Source organism: Pseudomonas sp. FG36 (genome assembly GCF_057809275.1).
In genome coordinates, this window is the sequence record NZ_JBMDJQ010000012.1 from 126,897 (window position 1) to 147,625 (window position 20,729).

Consider the following 20,729-nt stretch of genomic DNA (forward strand, 5'->3'; position numbering starts at 1 on the left):
AAGGCCGGTAGAATCATCGGCTTTCCGTACAACCCCGTGGAGTGATGGCATGGCGGACGTAAAAAAGGTCGTATTGGCGTATTCCGGCGGCCTTGATACTTCGGTGATTCTCAAGTGGCTGCAGGACACCTACAACTGTGAAGTGGTGACCTTCACCGCTGACCTCGGCCAGGGCGAGGAGGTCGAGCCGGCCCGCGCCAAGGCCCAGGCGATGGGCGTGAAAGAAATCTACATCGATGACCTGCGCGAAGAGTTCGTGCGTGATTTCGTCTTCCCGATGTTCCGCGCCAACACCGTCTACGAAGGCGAGTACCTGCTGGGTACTTCCATCGCCCGCCCGCTGATCGCCAAGCGCCTGATCGAGATCGCCAACGAAACCGGCGCCGACGCCATTTCCCACGGTGCCACCGGCAAGGGCAACGACCAGGTACGTTTCGAGCTGGGCGCCTACGCGCTCAAGCCTGGCGTCAAGGTCATCGCGCCATGGCGTGAGTGGGACCTGCTGTCCCGCGAGAAGCTGATGGATTACGCCGAGAAGCACGGCATCCCGATCGAGCGTCACGGCAAGAAGAAGTCGCCGTATTCGATGGACGCCAACCTGCTGCACATCTCCTACGAAGGCGGTGTCCTGGAAGATACCTGGACCGAGCACGAGGAAGACATGTGGAAATGGAGCGTCTCCCCGGAGAACGCCCCGGACCAGGCCACCTACATCGAGCTGACCTACCGCAACGGTGACATCGTCGCCATCGACGGCGTCGAGAAGACCCCGGCCACCGTGCTGGCCGACCTCAACCGCATTGGCGGCGCCAACGGCATCGGTCGCCTGGACATCGTCGAGAACCGCTATGTCGGCATGAAGTCGCGCGGTTGCTACGAGACCCCGGGCGGTACCATCATGCTCAAGGCTCACCGCGCCATCGAGTCGATCACCCTGGACCGCGAAGTCGCTCACCTGAAGGATGAGCTGATGCCCAAGTACGCCAGCCTGATCTACACCGGCTACTGGTGGAGCCCGGAGCGTCTGATGCTGCAGCAGATGATCGATGCCTCGCAGCTCAACGTGAATGGCGTTGTCCGCCTGAAGCTGTACAAGGGCAATGTCACTGTCGTGGGCCGCAAGTCGGACGATTCGCTGTTCGATGCCAACATCGCGACCTTCGAGGAAGACGGCGGGGCTTACAACCAGGCCGATGCCGCAGGCTTCATCAAGCTCAATGCATTGCGTATGCGTATCGCGGCCAACAAAGGCCGTTCGCTGCTGTAAGCTGCCTCGAGCGTAAGAAGAAACCCGGCCTAGGCCGGGTTTTTTCATGCCTGGGTTTCTGCCTGGGTGGTGGACGGGCTCTCGTCATCCTGCATGGGCGCGGCTGAGAGATGGATGCAGGTGCGCGTATCCAGGTTGTATAGCACCCAGCGTCGTTGTCGCCCGTGGGGGCGGTCGATCATTCGCAGTACATGGTTTTCGATGATCTTCTGACTGTCGGCTCCGGAAATGGCGATGATCATCGCGCCTTTGCTCCCTGCGGCAGATGTGTGTACAGGCTTGCGGGCGCTGTTGGCCTCCCTGTCCGGTGCAAACAGCGAGCGAGTGTTGAAGTTCAGGGTGAGAAAGAACAGTACGGTAAGGAAGAACGGGAAGCCCACCAGGAACCAGGTGTACAGGGTCTGGCTGTCTTCGCTGAGGAACGGGAGTGATGCCAGGGCAGACGCTTCGATTACGCCGGCAAAGACAGCGATAAGGGTCAATGGACTGATGGGGTCGCGGTTCATGCTGAGGGCCTGGTGATGCTTTGCCCATCTGTAGCGTGTTTTCCCCAGCGTATTAAGCGTGCCTTGTTTCCCTCTCTGGCCACGTCGTAGCTCTAACGCCTGCCTTTATCCAGTATGTACAGTCGAATTTTCCTGCATGGAGTGTGACTCAATGACACTTGGATCCAATTATGCCGGCTGTTACTTTCTGATTCGTTGCGACGAACCTACATCTATTACATTTTGTGAAAGTGGCAGTGCGTAGGAAGAATCTCCATTAATTGTAGGCCGCTTCTTTCGGTGAATTTACCAGGGAAACCGCTGCATAAATAATCGTTATGCTCGGGTGTGGTGGTCTATCGAACTAAAAATAACGTATCAATGGGAATCGCATGAATAAAGTGCTGATCGTGGATGATCACCCGGTCATTCGCCTGGCCGTACGCATGCTGATGGAGCGGCATGGCTACGAAGTGGTGGCGGAGAGTGACAATGGTGTGGATGCCCTGCAACTGACGCGGGAATATCTGCCGGATATTGTCATTCTGGATATCGGGATCCCCAAACTGGATGGGCTTGAAGTGATTGCGCGGATGACGCTGGCGAGCCCGGCGAGCAAGGTACTGGTACTGACTTCCCAGGCCCCTGGGCACTTCTCGATGCGCTGCATGCAAGCGGGGGCGGCAGGTTATGTCTGCAAGCAACAGGAGTTGACCGAGCTGCTCAGTGCCATCAAGGCCGTGCTGTCCGGCTACAGCTATTTCCCCAATCAGGCATTGCACAAGGGGCGCTCGGGCACGGGAGGCGCCACGGAAATGGAGATGGTCGAGCGGCTTTCCGGCCGGGAGATGATGGTGCTGCAGCAACTGGCACGGGGCAAGAGCAACAAGGAGATCGCCGACAGCATGTTCCTCAGCAACAAGACGGTCAGTACCTACAAGACTCGCCTGCTCCTCAAGTTGAATGCCCGCTCGTTGGTGGACCTGATCGAACTCGCCCAGCGCCATGGGCTGGCCTGAACCCTATTGAAAAGCCTCCGTTCAGGAGGCTTTTGCATGTCTGCGCTACAGATCGTAGTCGAAGTCGGCCAGTTGCTTCTGCAGGCGTCGCTCCTCGAGCATGTTGTCGATGGTGCGGCGCTTGCTCAGGTTGGTCTTGGCCGGTTCGGCCTGCGGCTCCACGTCGTCGTCCGTACTTTGGAAGTCGTCGTCGTTCGCCAGGTCTTCTTTATCGGTGCTCATGCGTTACTCCAAGCCAAAGGGCCATTGGCCGTCCTTATAACGGGAATCGCAGAGCGGGTAAAAAAGATTTTTTCAATCGCCTTGTGCTGTTGTCAGCTATTGCTTCAATCGTCCGAGGTCTTGAGCTTGTATTCGCACAGGTCCTCGATTCGGCAGCTCCCACAGCGGGGTTTTCGGGCCTGGCAGACATAGCGGCCATGCAGGATCAGCCAGTGGTGGGCATCGAGCAGATAGTCCTTTGGCACGAACTTGAGCAGTTTCTTTTCGACTTCCAGAACGGTCTTGCCCGGCGCTATACCCGTGCGGTTGCTGACCCGGAAGATATGCGTATCGACGGCCATGGCAAGTTGGCGAAAGGCGGTATTGAGCACTACGTTGGCGGTCTTGCGGCCAACGCCGGGCAGGGCTTCCAGCGCTTCGCGGCTCTGCGGGACTTCACCACCGTGCAGTTCGACCAGCAGGCGACAGGTCTCGATGACATTCCTGGCCTTGCTGTTGTACAGCCCGATGGTCTTGATGTACTCGCTCAGGCCTTCGACGCCCAGGGCGTGGATGGCCTGCGGCGTGTTGGCGACCGGGAACAGGCGCGCGGTGGCCTTGTTGACGCCGACGTCCGTCGCCTGGGCCGAGAGGATCACCGCGATCAGCAGTTCGAAGGGGGTGGAGTAGGCCAGTTCTGTCTTGGGTTCGGGGTTGTCTTCATGCAGCCTGCGAAAAATCTCCAGGCGTTTGGCGGCATTCATGGGGTCAACGGCTTCCTTGACGGCGTGGTGAGGTGGTCGATGGGCGCAGGTGATTGTACAACCCCAGCAGCAGGCCGAGCAGTATCAAGGCGCCGGGGGCGAGCGTGGCAATGTGCAGGCCGAGATCGTCGGCGAGCACTTGTCGACAGATACCTAGGGCAAGGCTGGCCACCAAGAGTCCACCCAGGCCGCGGCACAGTTGGCGGTAGCGGTGAGTCTGTGGCAGCAACTGTTCGCAGGCCAGGCAGGGCAGCGCCAGCAACAGGGGGTAGAGGGCAAGTTCCTCGGCCAGGGGCAGGGCCCATGCCCGCAGCCCCAGGTACAGGCAGGCTACCAAGGTGGCGGCCAATAAAGCGCTCGCCCACGGGCTGGCGCCCTGGGCAAGGTGGCGACGCAGTGGTGCCATCAGCGCCTGATGCAGGCCTGTCAGCAGGCAAGCGCAAAGGCTGATGGCGATAGCCTGGACAATGGTCCGGGTCGCGCCGAGCAACGGTGCCAGGCTGATCATCACTAACCAGAACCTGCTCATGGGCGCGCCTCGCCGAGCAGTCCTTGGCGGTGATCGTCGAAGTAGCGCAGCGCATCCTGGATCGCCTCAATGACTGCCCGAGAAGTTACCGTCGCCCCGGCCAGTTGATCGAACGCGCCCTGGTCACGCTTGATCGCCCAGGCCTGCTCGGGTGTACCTTGCTGTGCCCGGCCGATGAACTGGTCGAGCCAGTGACGCGCCGGGTCTGCCAGTTGGTCGCCCAGGCCTGGGCTTTCCTGTTGCTCGAGTACACGCATGCCCACCAGGCGGCCCTGGGTGTCGATGGCGATGACCATTTCGATGGCGCCGCCATAGCCCTGGAACCTGTTATGCAACAGGATGGCGGTAGGGCTGCCCGCCAGCGTGGCACGGTAACCGGCGAGCAGGCGGCTATGGCGCAGGTTGGTATCTGCCAGGGCCAAGGGGGTCTGCAAGGGCCGGTTGTCGAAGCTGCCCGGCGGCAGCACCGCCAGCCACTGCCGTTCCTGCCACTGGCGCGAAGCCTGTGCAATCGGTTCGGCCGTGAAGCGTTGCCAGGCCAGCGTCGTGGCAACGGCCAACAATGCCAGCAGCAGAAGGCATGCGGCGCTGCGCCAGCGGACATTCATGGGCAGGCCTGCTGGCGGCGTTCCGCCCAGCGATCCAGGGACGGTGCGGCAAGGTTCATCAGCAGGATCGCGAATGCCGTGCCGTCGGCGAAGCTGCCCCATGTGCGGATCAGGTAGATCAGCAAGCCGGCGCCGGCACCGAACAGCAGACGAGCCAACGGCTGCCTGCAACCTGATACTGGCTCGGTAGCGATGAAAAACGCGGCCAGCATGGTCGAGCCCGACAGCAAATGCAGCAATGGTGAGCCATTGGAGTCGGAGCCGGAGCCATTCCAACCCAGCAGGCTGAACAGGAACAAGGCGCCGAGCAGGCCGACGGGTGCATGCCAGCCGAAGACCTTGCGTTGCATCAGGAACAACCCACCGAGCAGGAAGGCGAGGTTGACCCATTCGCTGGCGCGCCCTCCGAGGTGGCCGAAGGCCGAATGGCTGGCAAACAGCTCGTCGATGGTCAGGCTGCGGTTGTGGCGCAGTACGTCGAGCACCGTGGGGCTGGCCCAGGCATCGATGCGATCTCCGGTACCCAGGCTCAGGTTCAGGCTGTCCAGCAATCCGGGTGCTTGGCCGGGCCAGTGGTTCATCTGCAGGGGGAAGCTCAGCAGTACGAACACATAGCCCACCATGGCCGGGTTGAACAGGTTGCGTCCCACGCCCCCGAAGGCCTGTTTGCCCAGGCCAATGGCGACACAGGCTGCAATTGCCGGCAACCACCAGGGTGCCTGGATGGGCAGGGCCGCGGCCAGCAGGACGGCGGTGACCAGCGCGCTGCCATCGCCCAGGGCCGAGGCCACCGGCAGCTTGCGCCAGCTCAGCAGCAAGGCCTCGGTGGCCAGCGCCGCGCAACTGCTCAGTAGCAGGTTGATCAGCACGCCCCAGCCATGCAGCCAGAACAGCGCCAGCAGCCCAGGGGTGCAGGCCAGCAGCACCAGTTGCATGGCGCTGCGCAGGCGCGGATCAGGTAGCGGCATGGGTCTGTAGTGCCTCGAGGTAGCGCCGGGCGGCGTTTTGCGGGGCCGGCAGCAAGACGCCGATGTGTAGAGTCAGGTTCATTGGGCGAACAGTCCGTTGAGTCCCGAAAATGCCATGGCCATCACCCCGGCACCGATCAGTTGGATAGGCAGGCCGCGTAATGCCGTGGGTACCTCGGCTTGGCGGCTGCGCATGTCCAGGTCCGCATAAAGCATCAGCGCGAGCCAGAAGCCCAAAGCGGCAACAAGTGGCCACGCCAGCAGGCGCCAGCCGTACATGTCGTCATCGGACAGCTGCACCAGCAAGCCTAGCACCACGACATTTGCGCTCAGCAGACCCGGCAGGCCTTGTGTAGGCCAGTCTGGGCGCAGGCGCTGAAGCAGGTTCGGCAGCGCCCAAGCCAATGCCGTCAGCAACGGCAGGAAGATCAACAGCTGCAGGTCCTGCAATTGCAGAGGCACGAGCAGTTGCTGGTACAGCCAGGTGCCGACTGGCAGTGCCACGAGTATCAGCAGTGCGCTGCACAGGCCCAGGGCATGCAGGCGCGCACGCTCGACCGGCTCTACCTGCAGGAGCAGGTGATTGACCAGCGCGGCGCTGACCAGGACCAGAACGTAGTCACTCATGGAGATGCCGACGGCGGGAGGATGGCGCCATTATCCGGCAGCGGGCGGCAGATGCAAATGCCCCGGCCAGGTGGCCGGGGCATGGTAGTTACTTGAGGCGGTTACTTGATGCGCTGGCCTGGCTTGGCACCGCTGTCAGGGCTGAGCAGGTAGATTTCCTCGCCGCCCGGGCCGGCTGCCATGACCATGCCCTCGGAAACGCCGAAGCGCATCTTCCGTGGCTTGAGGTTGGCCACCATCATGGTCAGGCGGCCTTCCAGCTGGGACGGATCCGGGTAGGCCGACTTGATACCCGAGAACACATTGCGACGCTCGTCACCGATGTCCAGGGTCAATTGCAGCAGCTTGTCGGCACCCGGCACGGCTTCGGCCTTGACGATCAGCGCCACGCGCAGGTCGACTGCGGCGAAGGTGTCGAACTCGATCTCGGCCGACAGCGGATCCTTGGCCAGCTCGCCATTGCCCGCCGGGGCGGTCTTGGCCTCGGCGGCCAGCAGGTCTTCCTTGCTGGCGGCGATCATGGCTTCGACCTTGGCCGGTTCGATGCGGCTCATCAGCGCCTTGAACGGGTTGAGCTGGTGGTTTTCCATGCGAGATTGGTGGTCGTTCCAGGTCAGCGGCGCGACATTGAGGAAGGCCTCGGCGTCGGCGGCCAGCACCGGCAGGACCGGCTTGAGGTAGATCACCAACTGGCGGAACAGGTTGACGCCCTGGGCACAGATGGCCTGCACCTCGTCCTGCTTGCCTTCTTGCTTGGCCAGCGACCACGGGGCCTTGTCGGCGATCCAGGCGTTGGCACGGTCGGCCAGGGCCATGATCTCGCGCATGGCGCGACCGAAATCACGGGCTTCATAGGCCTCGGCAATCGACGGGGCGGCCGCGAGGAAAGCTTCGGTCAGCTCTGGTGCGGCGTCACCGGCGACCATCACGCCGTCATTGCCCTTGTGGATGAAACCGGCGCAGCGGCTGGCGATGTTGACCACCTTGCCGACCAGGTCGGAGTTGACCTTCTGCACGAAGTCCTCGAGGTTCAGGTCGAGGTCATCGACGCCGCGGCCCAGTTTGGCGGCATAGTAGTAGCGCAGGTACTCCGGCTGCAGGTGGTCGAGGTAGGTGCGCGCCTTGATGAAGGTGCCGCGAGACTTGGACATCTTCGCGCCGTTGACGGTCAGGTAGCCGTGCACGTTGACCGCGGTCGGCTTGCGCAGGCCCGCGCCTTCGAGCATGGCTGGCCAGAACAGGGCGTGGAAGTTGACGATGTCCTTGCCGATGAAGTGATACAGCTCGGCCGTGGAGTCTTCTTTCCAGAACGCGTCGAAGTCCAGTTCCGGTCGGCGCGCGCAGAGGTTCTTGAAGCTGGCCATGTAGCCGATCGGCGCGTCCAGCCAGACGTAGAAGTACTTGCCAGGCTCGCCCGGGATCTCGAAACCGAAGTACGGGGCGTCGCGGGAGATGTCCCATTCCTGAAGGCCAGAGTCCAGCCACTCGGCGAGCTTGTTGGCCACGGCGTCCTGCAGGGTGCCGCTGCGGGTCCACTGTTGCAGCATGGCCTGGAAGTCGGGCAGCTTGAAGAAGAAGTGCTGGGAGTCACGCAGCACCGGGGTGGCGCCGGAGATCGCCGACTTGGGGTTCTTCAGCTCGGTCGGGGCGTAGGTGGCGCCGCATTTTTCGCAGTTGTCGCCGTACTGGTCCTCGGCCGCGCACTTGGGGCAGGTGCCCTTGATGAAGCGGTCGGCGAGGAACATGCCCTTTTCAGGGTCGAAATACTGGGTGACCGAACGGGTGGCGATATGCCCGGCATCGCGCAGGCGCGTGTAGATCAGGCTCGACAGCTCGCGGTTCTCCTCGCTGTGCGTGGAGTGGTAGTTGTCGAAGTCGACCAGGAAGTCGGCGAAGTCGGCGCTGTGCTCGGCCTGGACGTTGGCGATCAGTTGCTCGGGCGTGATGCCTTCCTTTTCAGCACGCAGCATGATGGCCGAACCGTGGGCGTCGTCGGCACAGACATAGATGCACTGGTTGCCGCGCAGTTTCTGGAAGCGCACCCACATGTCCGTCTGGATGTACTCGAGCATGTGGCCAAGGTGGATCGATCCATTGGCATAGGGCAGGGCGCTGGTGACGAGAATCTGACGTGGCTCGGACATGGTGGCTCGGCTACTTATCTGGCTACGGGGTAAAAATGAGGGTGATCGGCCACTATAAAGGGCTGGCGAATATATTTCACCCCAACAACGCATCCGCTGACGATTGACGGGTTAGCATAGGCGCCTGTTCCGTATTCAGTTTGCCAATGGGAGCCTCCATGAGTGCCGTTACCCGTGCCGCCGTCGAAGGCGTGCTTCGCCAGTACACCGACCCCTACCTGAACCAGGACCCGGTCAGCGCCGGTTGTGTGCGCGCCATCGAAATCCAGGGTGGGCAAGTCAATGTGCAGTTGCAGTTGGGCTATGCCGCCGGGCTGTTCAAGGGCGGCTGGGCGCAGGTACTGCAGACCGCCATCGAGAACCTCGACGGCGTGACTTCGGCCTCGGTCGGCATTGACTGTGTGATCGCTACGCACAAGGCCCAGGCTCAGGTGCCGGCCATGGCCAACGTCAAGAACATCGTCGCCGTGGCCTCGGGCAAGGGTGGGGTCGGCAAGTCGACCACCGCCGCCAACCTGGCCCTGGCCCTGGCCCGCGAGGGTGCGCGGGTAGGGATACTCGACGCCGACATCTATGGCCCCAGCCAGGGTGTGATGTTCGGCATCCCCGAGGGCACCCGCCCGCAGGTGCGCGAGCAGAAGTGGTTCGTGCCGATCAAGGCCCATGGCGTCGAGGTCATGTCCATGGCCTTCCTCACCGATGACAACACGCCCATGGTCTGGCGCGGCCCGATGGTCTCGGGGGCGTTGCTGCAACTGGTGACCCAGACCGCCTGGGACGACCTCGACTACCTGGTGATCGACATGCCGCCAGGCACCGGCGATATCCAGCTGACCCTGGCGCAGAAGGTGCCGGTGGCGGGCTCCGTCATCGTCACCACCCCGCAGGATCTGGCGCTGCTGGATGCCAAGAAGGGCGTGGAAATGTTCCGCAAGGTCAACATCCCGGTGCTGGGCGTGGTAGAGAACATGGCGGTGCACATCTGCTCCAACTGCGGCCATGCCGAGCACCTGTTCGGTGAAGGCGGCGGCGAGAAGCTGGCGGCCCAGTACGGTGTCGAGCTGCTGGCATCGTTGCCGTTGTCGATGCTTATCCGCGAGCAGGCCGACAGTGGCAAGCCGACCGCGATTGCCGAGCCGGAAAGCCAGATCGCCATGGTCTACCAGGAGCTGGCGCGGCAGGTGGGGGCGCGGATCGTGCTGCAGGAAGCGGCGGCGCCGGCGATGCCGAGCATCACCATCAGCGAGGATTGAGGTTCAGGCAGTCATGTGGGAGCGGGCAAGCTCGCTCCCCCGATCGCTTCTGACCATTCGCTCAGGCATAAAAAAACCCGCCAATGGCGGGTTTTTTTGAAAGCGAGGAAGCGAGATCGACTTAGGCGATCTGAACTTCTTCAGCCTGCATGCCTTTCTGGCCGCGGGTAGCGACGAAAGTAACAGCCTGGCCTTCTTTCAGGGTTTTGAAGCCGTCAGCTTGGATGGCTTTGAAGTGCACGAACAGGTCGTCACCCGACTGAGGGGTGATGAAGCCGTAGCCTTTCTCATCGTTGAACCACTTAACGGTACCGTTTTGACGGTTGGACATGTTTCTGTCTCCTTGGACAAAGTTGATTACGGTCAGGAAATACCCTGCCCGGGACTGAGTGCAAAGAGAGCAGAAAATTCAGCGATGGGCCGATGATAATCGTGCATCAAACTAGAGATTCTCGGTGTCACGTGCAGCACAGTGGCGCCACCTTAACCCACTTTCCACAACCTGCCAATGGTCAAGGAGCGCTTTGATGAATTTCGGATCGGCGGCCGGTGCAGGCCCCGTCTGGCGCGGGATGGACAAGGAAACTTTAACCCGCGCGCCGGGACCGGTAAGATGCGCATCTCGTTTTTCACCTTGCACTCTTCAGGACACCCCGCCATGAGCATCAAATCGGACAAGTGGATTCGCCGCATGGCGCAGGAACACGGCATGATCGAACCGTTCGTCGAGCGCCAGGTGCGCGGCGAGCACGATAGCCGGGTCATCTCCTTCGGCGTCTCCAGCTACGGCTACGACGTACGCTGCGCCGACGAATTCAAGGTGTTCACCAACATCAACTCGGCCACCGTCGACCCGAAGAACTTCGACGCCGGCAGCTTCGTCGACATCAAGAGCGACGTGTGCATCATCCCGCCGAACTCCTTCGCCCTGGCCCGCACCGTCGAGTACTTCCGCATCCCGCGTGACGTGCTGACCATCTGCCTGGGCAAGAGCACCTACGCCCGCTGCGGCATCATCGTCAACGTCACCCCGCTCGAGCCCGAGTGGGAAGGCCATGTGACGCTGGAGTTCTCCAACACCACCACGTTGCCGGCGAAGATCTACGCCAACGAAGGCGTGGCGCAGATGCTGTTCCTGCAGTCCGACGAGGAGTGCGAAGTATCGTACAAGGACCGTGGTGGCAAGTATCAGGGCCAGCGCGGCGTCACCTTGCCGCGCACCTGAGCCGACAAAGCGCGGGAATTGTTTCCGCGCCCGGCACTCCAACGAGTGAACAGTCCCGGCGCGCATGACGTGCGCCGGCTCTCGTCAGGAGCCTTCCATGAAAATTGACCCCGCAATCAGTGCCAAGCTGGCCGTCCTGCAGCCGAACCAGATCGGATTGCTGGCCTGGTCGCTGCTGGCCCATCCGCCGATACACACGCCACTGCCAATGCGCGCTGGCGGCGTGCCTCACCAGCCTGATCCCGACACCCCCCAGCCGCCGCAGCCTGGCGAGCAGCCACCGATGGAGCCGGGCGAACCGACCCTGCCCGATGAGCCGCCTCCCGCTCCCGTGGCCTGACGCCGCTCAGTTGCCCAGCAGGTAACCGCTGCGACAGACCTGCTCGCCTGCCACATGGGCGACCACCATGCCCGCCGTGGCCATGCGCCGGATGCTGCGGGCATAGAGCAGCCCCGCCTGGCTATTGCGCAAGGGAGTGATCCGGTCGTTGAGCGGGTCGATGACCTCGGCGATCAGTGTCCCGGCTTGCAGGTACTGCCCGGGGCTGGCATGGAACACCAGCAACCCGCCAAGCGGTGCCATGACCGGCTCCACTGCTGCCAGTGGCGTGGCCGGATGGCGCAGCGCCGGCAACGGGGCAGGCTGCCCTTCGATGACCCCGGTGTGGGTCAGGAAGTCGAGGATCGCCTGGCAGTCCTGGGTGGCCAGGGCGTGGCTGACATCGGCCTGGCCGCGCAACTCGATGGTCACCGAAAAACTGCCCTGGGGGATCGGGAAGCGTTTGCCGAAGCGCTGCTGCAACTGCCACCACACCAGGCTGAAACACTCATCGAACGATTGCCCGCCCGAGTCGGTGGCCAGCAGGCTGGCCTGGACGCCCAGGTAGCGTGCCAGCGGTTCGACCTCGGGCCAGGCCTCGGGCGTGGTATACAGGTGCTCGACGGCTTCGAAGTCGCAATGCAGGTCGAGCACCATGTCGGCGTCGCAGGCCAGGCGCTGCAGGGTCAGGCGCTGGGACTGCAGCGGCGTGTGCGCGGGGTGGGCATCCAGGCCGCGGCGCAGGTATTCACGGATCAACGCCAGGTTGTGGGCCGGGTCCTGGGAGAGGTGGCCTTCGATCTGGTCACCGATGCTGTCCGACAGGTCGACGAACCTGCGGTTGAAGTTCTCGCCGCTTTGCAGCTCGAAACGCCCCAAGGGCGCGTCCAGCAATACCTGCTCGAGGCCGACCGGGTTGGCCACCGGCACCAGGATGACCTCCTTGCGCAACCGCCCCTGCTGCTCCATGTCCGCGAGCCGCTGCTTGAGGTGCCAGGCCACCAGCATGCCCGGCAGCTCGTCGGCATGCAGCGAGGCCTGGATGTACACCTTGCCGGCGCCACGTGGGCCGAAATGGAAGCTGTGCAACTGGCGGGCGATACCCGGGACAGGGGAGAGCAGGTCGTGGGTCGAGTGGTGCATGGTGGTCCTGATGTGAGCGCTGTGCGGCAAGGGCCGGGATCAAGGATAGAAGCATAACTTCGGCGTTGGCGCACTATTCACATCGGCCGGGCGGACGGTGGAGCTCAGATATGGACTACCTGAAATGAGGAAATGCCGAACCCGCAGGTGTTGTCTACTGATGCTTCATCGCGCTGAGCAACAAATATGTTGCGAGTGCAACCTGTTTGCTGCATTTTTCTCCTGGTGCATGCATGAAGTACAGTGAACTACGTCGATGGCTGCGTTCTCAGGGAGCCACCTTCGTTCCTGCCAAAGGCAGCCATTTCAAGGTTTACCTGGGCAATCGACAAACCATCTTCCCCGACCACGGCGCCAAGGAAATAGGGGAGGGGCTGAGGAAGAAGATCCTCAAAGATCTTGGACTGAGCGACTGAGCGACTGACCACGCAACGAGGTTTCCAAATGAATTTCGACTATCCGGTAAACGTGCACCGTGATACAGGCAGTGTCTGGATCAGTTGTCCGGATATACCTGAGATGGCCAGTGCGGGCGATACGCTCGATGAAGCATTGTTCGATGCAGTGGATGCCCTGGAGTCAGCGCTTTCCCTATACGTGGAGCGTCGGGCAGCCATTCCGTTGCCGACACCAGTGCAGTCAGCCGAGGCCATTGTCAGGTTGCCGGCGCTGGCCGCGGCCAAGGCGGCGCTGTGGAACACCATGGTCGCTCAGAACGTGACCAAGACCGAAATGGCCCGACGGCTTGGCGTTAATCGGCCGCAGGTGGACCGGCTGGTTGATTTGCTGCATCGCTCCAAGATCGAGCAGGTCGAGCATGCCTTGCATGTATTGGGGCAACGCATAGAACTCGCGGTGGTAGCTGCCTGAAGATGATCCGAGAGGTTCCTTCCTGGCGCAGATGCTGCGCCAGGAAGCTACTTCCGTGGGGCGCGAAGGCCTATTTGCCAGGCACCAGCGTCAACCGCTGGCTACCGTAGGCCCGGGCAAAATTCTGCGGTTGCAGCGGCAGGCTGGTGAAGCGGCCTTTGAACCAGGCATCGAGCCCATCGTTGTAATGGCGGCTGGCCGGATTGCCGGACTGGCCGTTGCTGGTTAGCACCTGTAGCGGTTCGGTCTGCCCAAAATCGACGATCATCCGCGCCGAGGCCGGCAGTTGGGTGTCGAAGCTGCTCCCCCAGGCATAAGGCGTCAGGGCCAGGGTGCTGAAGTCGCCACCCGCCGCCAGGGGCGCGCGCTCGAGCTTGTCGCCCAGGCCGTGATAGGCCGGTGCCGGCCAGCGGTACTGATGCAGCTTGCCCCACTGCCAGGCACGGCGGTCGGCGCCGAGTTGTGTGGTGCCGGCATCCACCGCCGCAGCCAGGCTGCGGGCGAGGATGGTGGGCTTGTCTTCTTTTTGCGGCGTGCCGCGATCGTCCCAGAAGGGGCTGTCCTCGCGTCTCAGCAGGTGGTCGGCCTGGGCGGAGTAGGAAAGCTTGGCATTGCCGATGAACGCTTGCCATGCCGGGCTGGATTCCGGGCCCAGTTCATCGAGGAAGGTCTGGCGAGTGACTGCCTGGAGGAACAGTTCGTACAAGGCGGCATCGGCCGACACCGGGCTTAGCCGGCCATCGAAGGCCTTTAGCCGCGCCAGGGCATCGCGAGCCTTGTCGCGCTGGGCGCCAGGCAGGGTGTCGATGGCCTGCTTGAGCGGCTGGGCCATGCCGGGGGCGTCGAACATCTGCTTCAGCTTGTCGGCCAGCAGTGTCACCTGGTCGTTCTGCAGGGCCATCAGGCTGCGGCTGTCGTGACGACCGTTGACGGCCAACTGGGCCAAGCGTTCGGCACGCTCTGGGTAGTACCAACTGCTCGACAGCTGCATGCCGTAGCCTTTGGGCAGGCTGCGCTGGTTGGCGTGGCCGATGAAGCCGGCGGGCGGGTCTTGATCGTAGGGGTGCAGCATCGCATCGGCGTAGCCATCCCAGTCATAGCGCCCGTCCCAGCCCGGCGAGGGCAGCAGGCCCTGGCCTTCACGGCGGTTGGGATAGCGTCCGCTGACCTGCCAACCGATATGCTGGGGCTCGGCGAACACGAAGTTCAGCGCTGCCGCACCGACCTCGCGGGTGCTGTCGAAGGCACGCTCGATGTTTTGCGCGCGGGTCAGGTCGAACAGCGCATCGAGGCTGTGATCGTCCTTGAGCAGCGGTAGATGCAGGGCCAGGGCCAAGCTGCCATGCCCCGGCAACAGGGTGCCGTGGCGAGTGTCGTACATCACTTCGCGCTGAGGGCGCTGGCCGCGAACGAAGAAGGTCTCGTTGCGGGCACGCGCCGGTTGCCACTTGCCCTCGGCGAGGTAGGTCAGCTGGCTGCCCTGGCGGCGCACCTGCTCGAGGAACAGGTCCTGGTTGTCGGCCATCACCGCGCTGCTGCTCCAGGCCAGCTTGCCGTTGTAGCCGGCCAGCACGATCGGCAGCCCCGGCAGCGATAGGCCGGCGACCTGATACTTGCCGGTGTGGATCTGCACCGGGCTCAGTGCCCAGGCAGCGCGGCTGTCGCTGGCCAGCAGGCTCTTGCCGGCACGGCTGCGCTGGGGCGACAGGGCCAGGTTGCTCGAGCCGGGGGCGCCCAGCAGGCCGAGGTCGGCCAATTGCTGGCCAGTGGCGGCGAGCGCGCCCAGGCCCGGCAGCTGGCTGGCCAGGTTCAGGCCCTTGAGCTTGTCGACTTCGCTTTCGGCCAGGGGCTCGTCCGGAGCACTGGGCAGCAGCCAGGCCAGCTTGTCGGCACCGACCTTCTGCGCCAGGGTCAATGCCGACAGTTCCTCCTGCAGGTTCACCGACTGGCTGAAGGCGTAGAGGCTGAAGATCAGCGCCGAATCCTCGGGTTTCCAGTATTCCGGGCGATAACCGCTGCGAGCGAGTTCGCCCGGCAACTTGTCGCGATAGCGGAACAGGTAGGCGTTGACCCCGCGGGCATAGACTTCGAAGAAGCGCTTCAGGCGCGGCGAAGCATCGGCATACAGCTGGCCGGCACCCTGCTTGAGGTTGGCCGCGCGCATCAGCCGGTCGATCTCCAGGGCGTCGGCTCCCGCCAGCTCGGCCAGGCGCCCCTGGGCCAGCAGGCGCATGGCGACCATCTGCTCGATGCGATCCCCGGCATGCAGGTAGCCCAGGCTGAACAGCGCATCATGGAAGTTGCTGCTTTCGATCAGCGGCGCGCCCATGGCGTTACGCCGTACCGAGACGTTCTGCGCCAGGCCCTTGAGCGGTTGCACGCCGCTGTTGGGCAGGACGCTGTCCTGGTAGCCACCCATCTGGCAGCCGCCCAGCGCGAGCAGGCCAAGCAACGCGGCAGCACTGCCGAGGCGGAGAGGGAAGGGTGGAAGGACGGGGGCGGCCATGGCTGGATTCCTGCGGGGCGTGGCGGGGTTCTGAAAGGCGCTAAGGTAGTGAGCGCGCAGTCGCCGTGCAAGGTGCCGGGGAGCTTTATTTACCAGTGGTCATGCTGGAGCGGGTTGATCATGGGCCAAGCCCGTTCCCGCGACGATTTGCCTGGGACTGGTCTTGGCCCTGATCACGTGCGCTGAGGTCGATCAGGCGCCGTGGCACTTCTTGAATTTCTTCTCGCTGCCGCATGGGCAAGGGTCGTTGCGGCCGACGTCCTTCAGGGCGTTGCGCACCGGCTCCTGGTGGCCGTGGTTGCAGTGCGGGCCGTGCACATGGCCGTGGTCGTGGTGATGGTCGTGACCGTGATCGTGATCGCAGTCGGGGCCATGGACATGGGGTTGTTGGGTCATTGCAGCGTTACTCCGGTTTAAGATCGCCGGGGATTATCTCACCCCTTTGCCTCAAGTGCAGGTCCCGATGCACGATCAGCCCGGTGGCCAGCTCGCCGCGCAGTTGATACTGCACGGGTTGCCCGCTCTTGAGCAGCTTTGCCAGAGGCTTCAGGTGCTGCCAGAGATTGGTCCGCACGGTGACCTTGAAGGTGCGCCGGGCATGGCCGCCAACGCTGCGCCACAGGCTGGCCTCGTCTTCGGCCAGCAACAGGTCGCCGAGGCGTACAGAATAGGCCAGGTGGCGGATGAACAGGCGGCTGTCGTTGGGGTTGTCGACCCGCAGGTGCAGAACGAACTCCTGCTGGTGCAGGCGCACCTTCACCGGTTCCACCTCGAGCAGGTGCAACTGTGGTTCGCGCCAGGTATCACTGCCCCAGCTGACGCAGCCCGCCAACCCGCACAGCAGCAGGCTGAGCGAGAGCAGGCGGGCCAGGGTGCGCATGCTCAACTACCGAAGTAACTGGCGCAGCATTTCTTGAACTTCTGCCCGCTGGCACAGGGGCAGGGGTCGTTGCGTCCGGCCTTGAGGGGCGCGGTCGGGTCGATGAAATACCAGCGTCCGGCATGCTGGACGAATGCCGAGCGCTCGCGGTGCTGGTGATCGCCCTCGAGGTCGTGCCAGCGCGCGGTGAACGTGACGAAGGCATGCTCGGGCTGCCCGCCCAGCACCTCGGCGTCCTCCACCTCCAGGCCGAGCCAAGTGCTCTGCGCGCTCCAGGCCGCCATGGCGGCGCGGTCCAGGCCTGGTTGCTGGGCCGGCAGGGTGGTGGCCACCAGGTAATCCACCAGGCCCAGCACATAGGCGCTGTAGCGTGAACGCATCAGCGTCTGGGCATCCGGCGCTGGTGTTCCACTGTGATAGTGCCCGCAGCAGGTATCGAGCAGGTTGCCACTGCCGCAGGGGCAGATCGAGACACTCATTCGGTCACCACCAGTACTTGCCGAAGTTTTCGGGGTTGGCCCAGAACTTGGCATTGAGCCAGTCCGGGACTTGTTTGTAGTCATGCAGATCATAGGTGAACAGGCTCAATACCTGTTCATCGCGCTGGAACTGCTCGCTGGCCGAGAGCGCCAGCGAGTAGAAATCGGTGGGCTGCCAGCCGCAGGCGGTCAGGTCGGCCAGTACTGCGACGCGGCTGGCGTTGAGGTTGCGGATGCCGCCCAGCAGCTCCAGGCCGGTGCGCTTGGGCAGGTGCTCCAGGCAATCGACCAGTACCGCCAGGTCGAAGCGCCGGGCGGCCTGTTCGGCGGGCAGCGGGCCGGGTGCTGCGACTTCGATGCGGGTATCGGGATGGGCGGCGGCGAAGGCTTCCAGAGCTGGGAAGCGGCTGCCCACCAGCAGCAAGTGGCGCGGGGTGAAGCGTTCCAGCAGGGCGGCCAGTGCCTGCTGGGGCGTGCGTTGGGAGAAAGCGTCGGTCATTGCCATTCCTCGTTCAGGTCGCTCAAGACTAACGGTCCCAGGCCAGCGGGCAAAGGGGCGCGCCGCTGCGGCGTGGCTTATTGCTGGCAGAGCGGGAAGCGCCGGTCTTTACTCCCAGAGCATCGGTTTTCTACCGATTCCCCCTAGGAGAAGCAACAAGATGAGCATAGTACGCACAGCGATACCCCTGGTTCTGCTCACCAGTGTGTTGACTGGTTGTGCAGGTTTGCAGAAAACCGACTGGCCGAAGTGTGCTGCCGTCGGGGGCGTGGGCGGCGCGGCCCTGGGCGCGATCGAGAGCTCCAGTTGGGCTGGCTGGGGCGCCTTGCTCGGTGGCGGCCTGGCGGCGGGTTACTGCTGGGCCCATGGTGACGGTGACGAAGACGGCGATGGCGTCCCGGACAGCCGCGACAAGTGCCCGGGCACCCCGCGCGGCGTGCAGGTCGACGCCAATGGCTGCCCGCCGGAGCCGGCGCCGGTGGTCGAGGAGGTCGTGGTACAGAAGGAAGAAGTCATCGTCATCCGTGACGTGCATTTCGAGTTTGACTCGGCACGCCTGACGGCCACCTACAAAGAGCGCCTGAACACCATCGCCACGCGCCTCAAGCAGGAAGCCCCGAGCGCGCGCCTGAGCGTTTCCGGCCACACCGACAGCGTTGGCTCCGACAGCTACAACCAGAAGCTCTCCGAGCGCCGCGCCCAGTCGGTGACCAACTACCTGGTCGAAAGCGGTGTGCCGCGCGCCAGCTTCGTCTCGGTGGTGGGGGCGGGTGAAACGCAGCCGGTCGCCGACAACGCCACCGCCGACGGGCGTGCCATGAACCGTCGAACCGAGATCAAGATCCAGCGTTGACGGCGATGTGCCCGCGCCTTGAGAAGTGGCGTGGGCACGTCTTTACTCCTGTGTGACCGGTAGCGGCCGGTGACACAGGAGCATTCACCATGCGTGTTTTGTCGAAAGCGGCACTGCCGTTGGTGGTGGCCACGAGCCTGCTGGCAGGCTGCGCCACACACAGCGATGGCAGCGCGCCCCTCAATCAAAGGACCTGGCCCATCTGCAGCCTGCTTGGCGGCCTGGTCGGTGGCGGCCTGGGCGCCATCGAAAGTTCCAGCTGGGCGGCTGGTGCCGGCGTTGCCGGTGCGATCGCCGGTGGTCTGATCTGTTATGCCCAGGATGGCGACGAGGATGGCGATGGCGTTTTCGACCGCCGCGACCGTTGCCCGGATACCCCGGCCGGTACCCAGGTCAACCATATGGGCTGCCCGTTGCCGCAGTATCCAGCCACCGCACCGCAGCCAGAGCCTGCGGCGACCCCAGAGGTGATCACGCTGGATGATCAGGGCCAGGTGCTGTTCGCCTTCGACTCCGCCGAACTCACCCAAGGTGCCCAGCAGCGCCTGCAGGGCTTGCTGCCCAAGCTCAACGACCCCAGTGTGGCCAGTGTCAAGGTGATCGGTTTCACTGACAGCGTGGGCTCCGACAGTTACAACCAGCGCCTGTCCGAACGCCGTGCCAGCGGTGTTGCCGAGTACCTGATCAGCCAGGGCCTGGCACCGAACAAGGTGACCAGCCAGGGCCGTGGCGAGAGTGAGCCGGTGGCCGACAACGACACCGACGAAGGTCGTTCGCGCAACCGACGGGTGGAACTGCACCTGAACTGACCCCTCTGGCGCATGCCCCGGCAGTAGGGTTACTGTTGCCGACGCGGTCCGCTCGAACGGACCGCGCCGGCATAACAATAAATCATGGGGGCGGGGTATGAAGTTCATCCTGGGCCTGGGCAAGGCTCTGACGGTGGCGTTCTGGGGTGTGGTGCTGTTCAACCAGTTCATGCCGCAGCCATTGCCGCTCAATCTGCTGATCAATGCCGCAGGTATCGTCCTGCTGTCGCTGCATGTGCTTGAGGTGCTGTTCTTCAACGGCAGCCTGCGCGGGCGCAGCCACCGCTGGTTCGACCGCCTGCAGATTCTGTTGACCGGTATCTTCCATGTCATGTCCATCCCCCGGTCGCAGGAGGCGCCGAGCCATGCGTAAACTGATTTTGCTGGCCGTAATGGTCACACCCTTGGCCCAGGCCGAAAGCCTGGAGGTTGTTGCCCATTCGATGCTGCGCCTGCCGAACAAGGCGGCGAGCGTGCACCTGGAGCACCTGCGGGTGGCGGACTCGGCCACCCTGTTGCTACCGGCCAGCCTTACCGAGCTGAAGATCGACCGGCTCGAACTGGGGCGCGATGCGCGCATCGCCATCGCGCCGGCCGAGCGCGACCTGAGCATCGAGGCGTTGACGGCTCGGCTGGGCGAGGGCAGCGAATTCAGTGCGCCAGGGGCGCCCGGAAGCTACGAGCGGCCCGCGCGGCCGGGGCGTAACCTGGATCTGCGGCTGCAGGCGCTGGAGGCGGAGCGGCTATCGATCGACGCCCGGGGCGGGGCTGGGGCGCCGGGGTATGTCGGGCTCGACGGCGCTAATGGCAAGCCCGGGGGCTGCACCTGGGGGCAGGCCAGTCGTGGTGCTAATGGTGATGATGGTGGCAACGGGCATGATGGGGCGCCCGGTGGGCGAGTTCGTCTGGCGGTGCCTGAAGGGTTTGCGCAGGAGCGGATTGTGGTACGGCTTGATGGTGGTGCGCCTGGTAAGGCGGGGGCTGCCGGGAAGGCCGGGGCGGGTGGGGTCAGTAAGGGGTGTCTGGTTTATCGGACCGATGCGGGGGGAAATGGGCGGCCTGGGCAGGCCGGGCAGCCTGGGTTGGCTGGGGCCTCGGGGGAGTTGATTCTTCAGCGGCTTTGAGTTTTTTTGGGGTAGCGTTGTTTGGGTGTTTGGGTGTTTGGGTGTTTGGGTGTTTGGGTGTTTGGTTGTTTGGTTGTTTGGTTGTTTGGTTAGTTGGTGTTGGAAGTTGTATGCGCATTCATTTGCGATGTCGACGCTTATTCACCTTTCCGCCCTT

The 20,729-nt window shown here is 63.5% G+C and carries 26 protein-coding genes; 11 read left to right on the forward strand and 15 right to left on the reverse strand.

What is annotated here, in order from left to right:
* Positions 1–49 precede the first annotated feature (49 nt).
* Entirely contained in the window at positions 50–1,267 is a 1,218-nt protein-coding gene (locus tag ACODS9_RS12070; protein WP_023630754.1) for an argininosuccinate synthase, read from the forward strand.
* A gap of 44 nt (positions 1,268–1,311) precedes the next feature.
* Here the strand turns inward: ACODS9_RS12070 and ACODS9_RS12075 are convergent, their stop codons facing one another.
* A complete protein-coding gene (locus tag ACODS9_RS12075) occupies positions 1,312–1,773 on the reverse strand; it encodes a hypothetical protein (RefSeq protein WP_401110846.1) in 462 nt (153 codons plus the stop codon).
* 371 nt (positions 1,774–2,144) lie between these two features.
* Between ACODS9_RS12075 and ACODS9_RS12080 the strand changes: the two genes are divergently transcribed.
* Positions 2,145–2,771: a response regulator transcription factor gene (locus ACODS9_RS12080; protein WP_023630756.1), complete on the forward strand. Its 627-nt coding sequence runs from the start codon at positions 2,145–2,147 to the stop codon at positions 2,769–2,771.
* Between the two features lie 45 nt (positions 2,772–2,816).
* Here the strand turns inward: ACODS9_RS12080 and ACODS9_RS12085 are convergent, their stop codons facing one another.
* The 7 genes from ACODS9_RS12085 to metG form a co-directional block, all read right to left on the reverse strand.
* Positions 2,817–2,993: a PA3496 family putative envelope integrity protein gene (locus tag ACODS9_RS12085; RefSeq protein ID WP_023630757.1), complete on the reverse strand. Its 177-nt coding sequence runs from the start codon at positions 2,991–2,993 to the stop codon at positions 2,817–2,819.
* A 104-nt stretch (positions 2,994–3,097) separates the two neighbouring features.
* The gene (gene nth / locus ACODS9_RS12090) at positions 3,098–3,736 is read right to left on the reverse strand and encodes an endonuclease III (protein ID WP_046854460.1); all 639 of its coding nucleotides are present in this window, start codon (positions 3,734–3,736) and stop codon (positions 3,098–3,100) included.
* Positions 3,737–3,740: 4 nt separating this feature from the next.
* Positions 3,741–4,265: an Rnf-Nqr domain containing protein gene (locus ACODS9_RS12095; protein ID WP_489093961.1), complete on the reverse strand. Its 525-nt coding sequence runs from the start codon at positions 4,263–4,265 to the stop codon at positions 3,741–3,743.
* Positions 4,262–4,873 (reverse strand): RnfABCDGE type electron transport complex subunit G, encoded by a 612-nt coding sequence (locus ACODS9_RS12100; protein WP_489093962.1) that lies wholly within the window; start codon positions 4,871–4,873, stop codon positions 4,262–4,264. The genes ACODS9_RS12095 and ACODS9_RS12100 overlap by 4 nt, the downstream gene beginning before the upstream one ends.
* Positions 4,870–5,841, reverse strand: coding sequence for an RnfABCDGE type electron transport complex subunit D (locus tag ACODS9_RS12105; protein WP_401110839.1), 972 nt, complete (start codon positions 5,839–5,841; stop codon positions 4,870–4,872). The genes ACODS9_RS12100 and ACODS9_RS12105 overlap by 4 nt, the downstream gene beginning before the upstream one ends.
* 78 nt (positions 5,842–5,919) lie before the next feature.
* The gene (locus tag ACODS9_RS12110) at positions 5,920–6,468 is read right to left on the reverse strand and encodes an Rnf-Nqr domain containing protein (RefSeq protein WP_489093963.1); all 549 of its coding nucleotides are present in this window, start codon (positions 6,466–6,468) and stop codon (positions 5,920–5,922) included.
* Positions 6,469–6,569: 101 nt separating this feature from the next.
* On the reverse strand, positions 6,570–8,612 hold the full coding sequence (metG, locus tag ACODS9_RS12115) for a methionine--tRNA ligase (protein ID WP_489093964.1): 2,043 nt from the start codon (positions 8,610–8,612) through the stop codon (positions 6,570–6,572).
* Positions 8,613–8,770: 158 nt separating this feature from the next.
* Between metG and apbC the strand changes: the two genes are divergently transcribed.
* The gene (gene apbC / locus ACODS9_RS12120) at positions 8,771–9,865 is read left to right on the forward strand and encodes an iron-sulfur cluster carrier protein ApbC (RefSeq protein WP_023630763.1); all 1,095 of its coding nucleotides are present in this window, start codon (positions 8,771–8,773) and stop codon (positions 9,863–9,865) included.
* Between the two features lie 121 nt (positions 9,866–9,986).
* Here the strand turns inward: apbC and ACODS9_RS12125 are convergent, their stop codons facing one another.
* Positions 9,987–10,196: a cold-shock protein gene (locus ACODS9_RS12125; protein WP_012273869.1), complete on the reverse strand. Its 210-nt coding sequence runs from the start codon at positions 10,194–10,196 to the stop codon at positions 9,987–9,989.
* A gap of 327 nt (positions 10,197–10,523) precedes the next feature.
* Between ACODS9_RS12125 and dcd the strand changes: the two genes are divergently transcribed.
* Together dcd and ACODS9_RS12135 are read left to right on the forward strand one after the other, a co-directional pair.
* Positions 10,524–11,090, forward strand: a complete 567-nt coding sequence (gene dcd / locus ACODS9_RS12130; protein ID WP_023630764.1) for a dCTP deaminase — start codon at positions 10,524–10,526, stop codon at positions 11,088–11,090.
* Between the two features lie 97 nt (positions 11,091–11,187).
* A complete protein-coding gene (locus ACODS9_RS12135) occupies positions 11,188–11,430 on the forward strand; it encodes a hypothetical protein (protein WP_046854466.1) in 243 nt (80 codons plus the stop codon).
* 6 nt (positions 11,431–11,436) lie between these two features.
* Here ACODS9_RS12135 and ACODS9_RS12140 read toward each other — a convergent pair whose 3' ends face one another.
* Positions 11,437–12,552, reverse strand: a complete 1,116-nt coding sequence (locus tag ACODS9_RS12140; RefSeq protein ID WP_489093965.1) for a succinylglutamate desuccinylase/aspartoacylase family protein — start codon at positions 12,550–12,552, stop codon at positions 11,437–11,439.
* 233 nt (positions 12,553–12,785) lie between these two features.
* Between ACODS9_RS12140 and ACODS9_RS12145 the strand changes: the two genes are divergently transcribed.
* Together ACODS9_RS12145 and ACODS9_RS12150 are read left to right on the forward strand one after the other, a co-directional pair.
* Complete coding sequence (locus ACODS9_RS12145; protein WP_023630766.1) at positions 12,786–12,968, forward strand: type II toxin-antitoxin system HicA family toxin; 183 nt, start codon at positions 12,786–12,788, stop codon at positions 12,966–12,968.
* 28 nt (positions 12,969–12,996) lie between these two features.
* The gene (locus ACODS9_RS12150) at positions 12,997–13,422 is read left to right on the forward strand and encodes a type II toxin-antitoxin system HicB family antitoxin (RefSeq protein WP_489093966.1); all 426 of its coding nucleotides are present in this window, start codon (positions 12,997–12,999) and stop codon (positions 13,420–13,422) included.
* A gap of 70 nt (positions 13,423–13,492) precedes the next feature.
* Here the strand turns inward: ACODS9_RS12150 and ACODS9_RS12155 are convergent, their stop codons facing one another.
* The 5 genes from ACODS9_RS12155 to ACODS9_RS12175 form a co-directional block, all read right to left on the reverse strand.
* Positions 13,493–15,928 (reverse strand): penicillin acylase family protein, encoded by a 2,436-nt coding sequence (locus ACODS9_RS12155; protein ID WP_489093967.1) that lies wholly within the window; start codon positions 15,926–15,928, stop codon positions 13,493–13,495.
* A 192-nt stretch (positions 15,929–16,120) separates the two neighbouring features.
* Positions 16,121–16,324 carry an SEC-C metal-binding domain-containing protein gene (locus tag ACODS9_RS12160; protein WP_023632501.1) on the reverse strand — a complete coding sequence of 68 codons (204 nt, stop codon included), beginning with the start codon at positions 16,322–16,324 and terminating at the stop codon, positions 16,121–16,123.
* A gap of 7 nt (positions 16,325–16,331) precedes the next feature.
* Complete coding sequence (locus ACODS9_RS12165; protein ID WP_401110823.1) at positions 16,332–16,808, reverse strand: LEA/WHy family protein; 477 nt, start codon at positions 16,806–16,808, stop codon at positions 16,332–16,334.
* Between the two features lie 2 nt (positions 16,809–16,810).
* A complete protein-coding gene (locus ACODS9_RS12170) occupies positions 16,811–17,287 on the reverse strand; it encodes a YchJ family protein (RefSeq protein WP_046854470.1) in 477 nt (158 codons plus the stop codon).
* Positions 17,288–17,291: 4 nt separating this feature from the next.
* Positions 17,292–17,786: a DUF6231 family protein gene (locus tag ACODS9_RS12175; protein WP_258600031.1), complete on the reverse strand. Its 495-nt coding sequence runs from the start codon at positions 17,784–17,786 to the stop codon at positions 17,292–17,294.
* Positions 17,787–17,946: 160 nt separating this feature from the next.
* On the opposite strand from ACODS9_RS12175, the gene ACODS9_RS12180 reads away from it, so the two are divergent.
* The 4 genes from ACODS9_RS12180 (at position 17,947) to ACODS9_RS12195 (ending at position 20,572) form a co-directional block, all read left to right on the forward strand.
* Positions 17,947–18,639: a PA1041 family peptidoglycan-binding anchor lipoprotein gene (locus ACODS9_RS12180; RefSeq protein ID WP_489093968.1), complete on the forward strand. Its 693-nt coding sequence runs from the start codon at positions 17,947–17,949 to the stop codon at positions 18,637–18,639.
* An 89-nt stretch (positions 18,640–18,728) separates the two neighbouring features.
* Entirely contained in the window at positions 18,729–19,448 is a 720-nt protein-coding gene (locus ACODS9_RS12185) for a PA1041 family peptidoglycan-binding anchor lipoprotein (RefSeq protein WP_046854473.1), read from the forward strand.
* A 97-nt stretch (positions 19,449–19,545) separates the two neighbouring features.
* Positions 19,546–19,821, forward strand: a complete 276-nt coding sequence (locus tag ACODS9_RS12190; protein ID WP_046854474.1) for a DUF1145 domain-containing protein — start codon at positions 19,546–19,548, stop codon at positions 19,819–19,821.
* The gene (locus ACODS9_RS12195) at positions 19,814–20,572 is read left to right on the forward strand and encodes a collagen-like protein (protein WP_489093969.1); all 759 of its coding nucleotides are present in this window, start codon (positions 19,814–19,816) and stop codon (positions 20,570–20,572) included. Before ACODS9_RS12190 ends, ACODS9_RS12195 begins: the two co-directional genes overlap by 8 nt.
* The last annotated feature ends 157 nt before the right edge of the window (positions 20,573–20,729 follow it).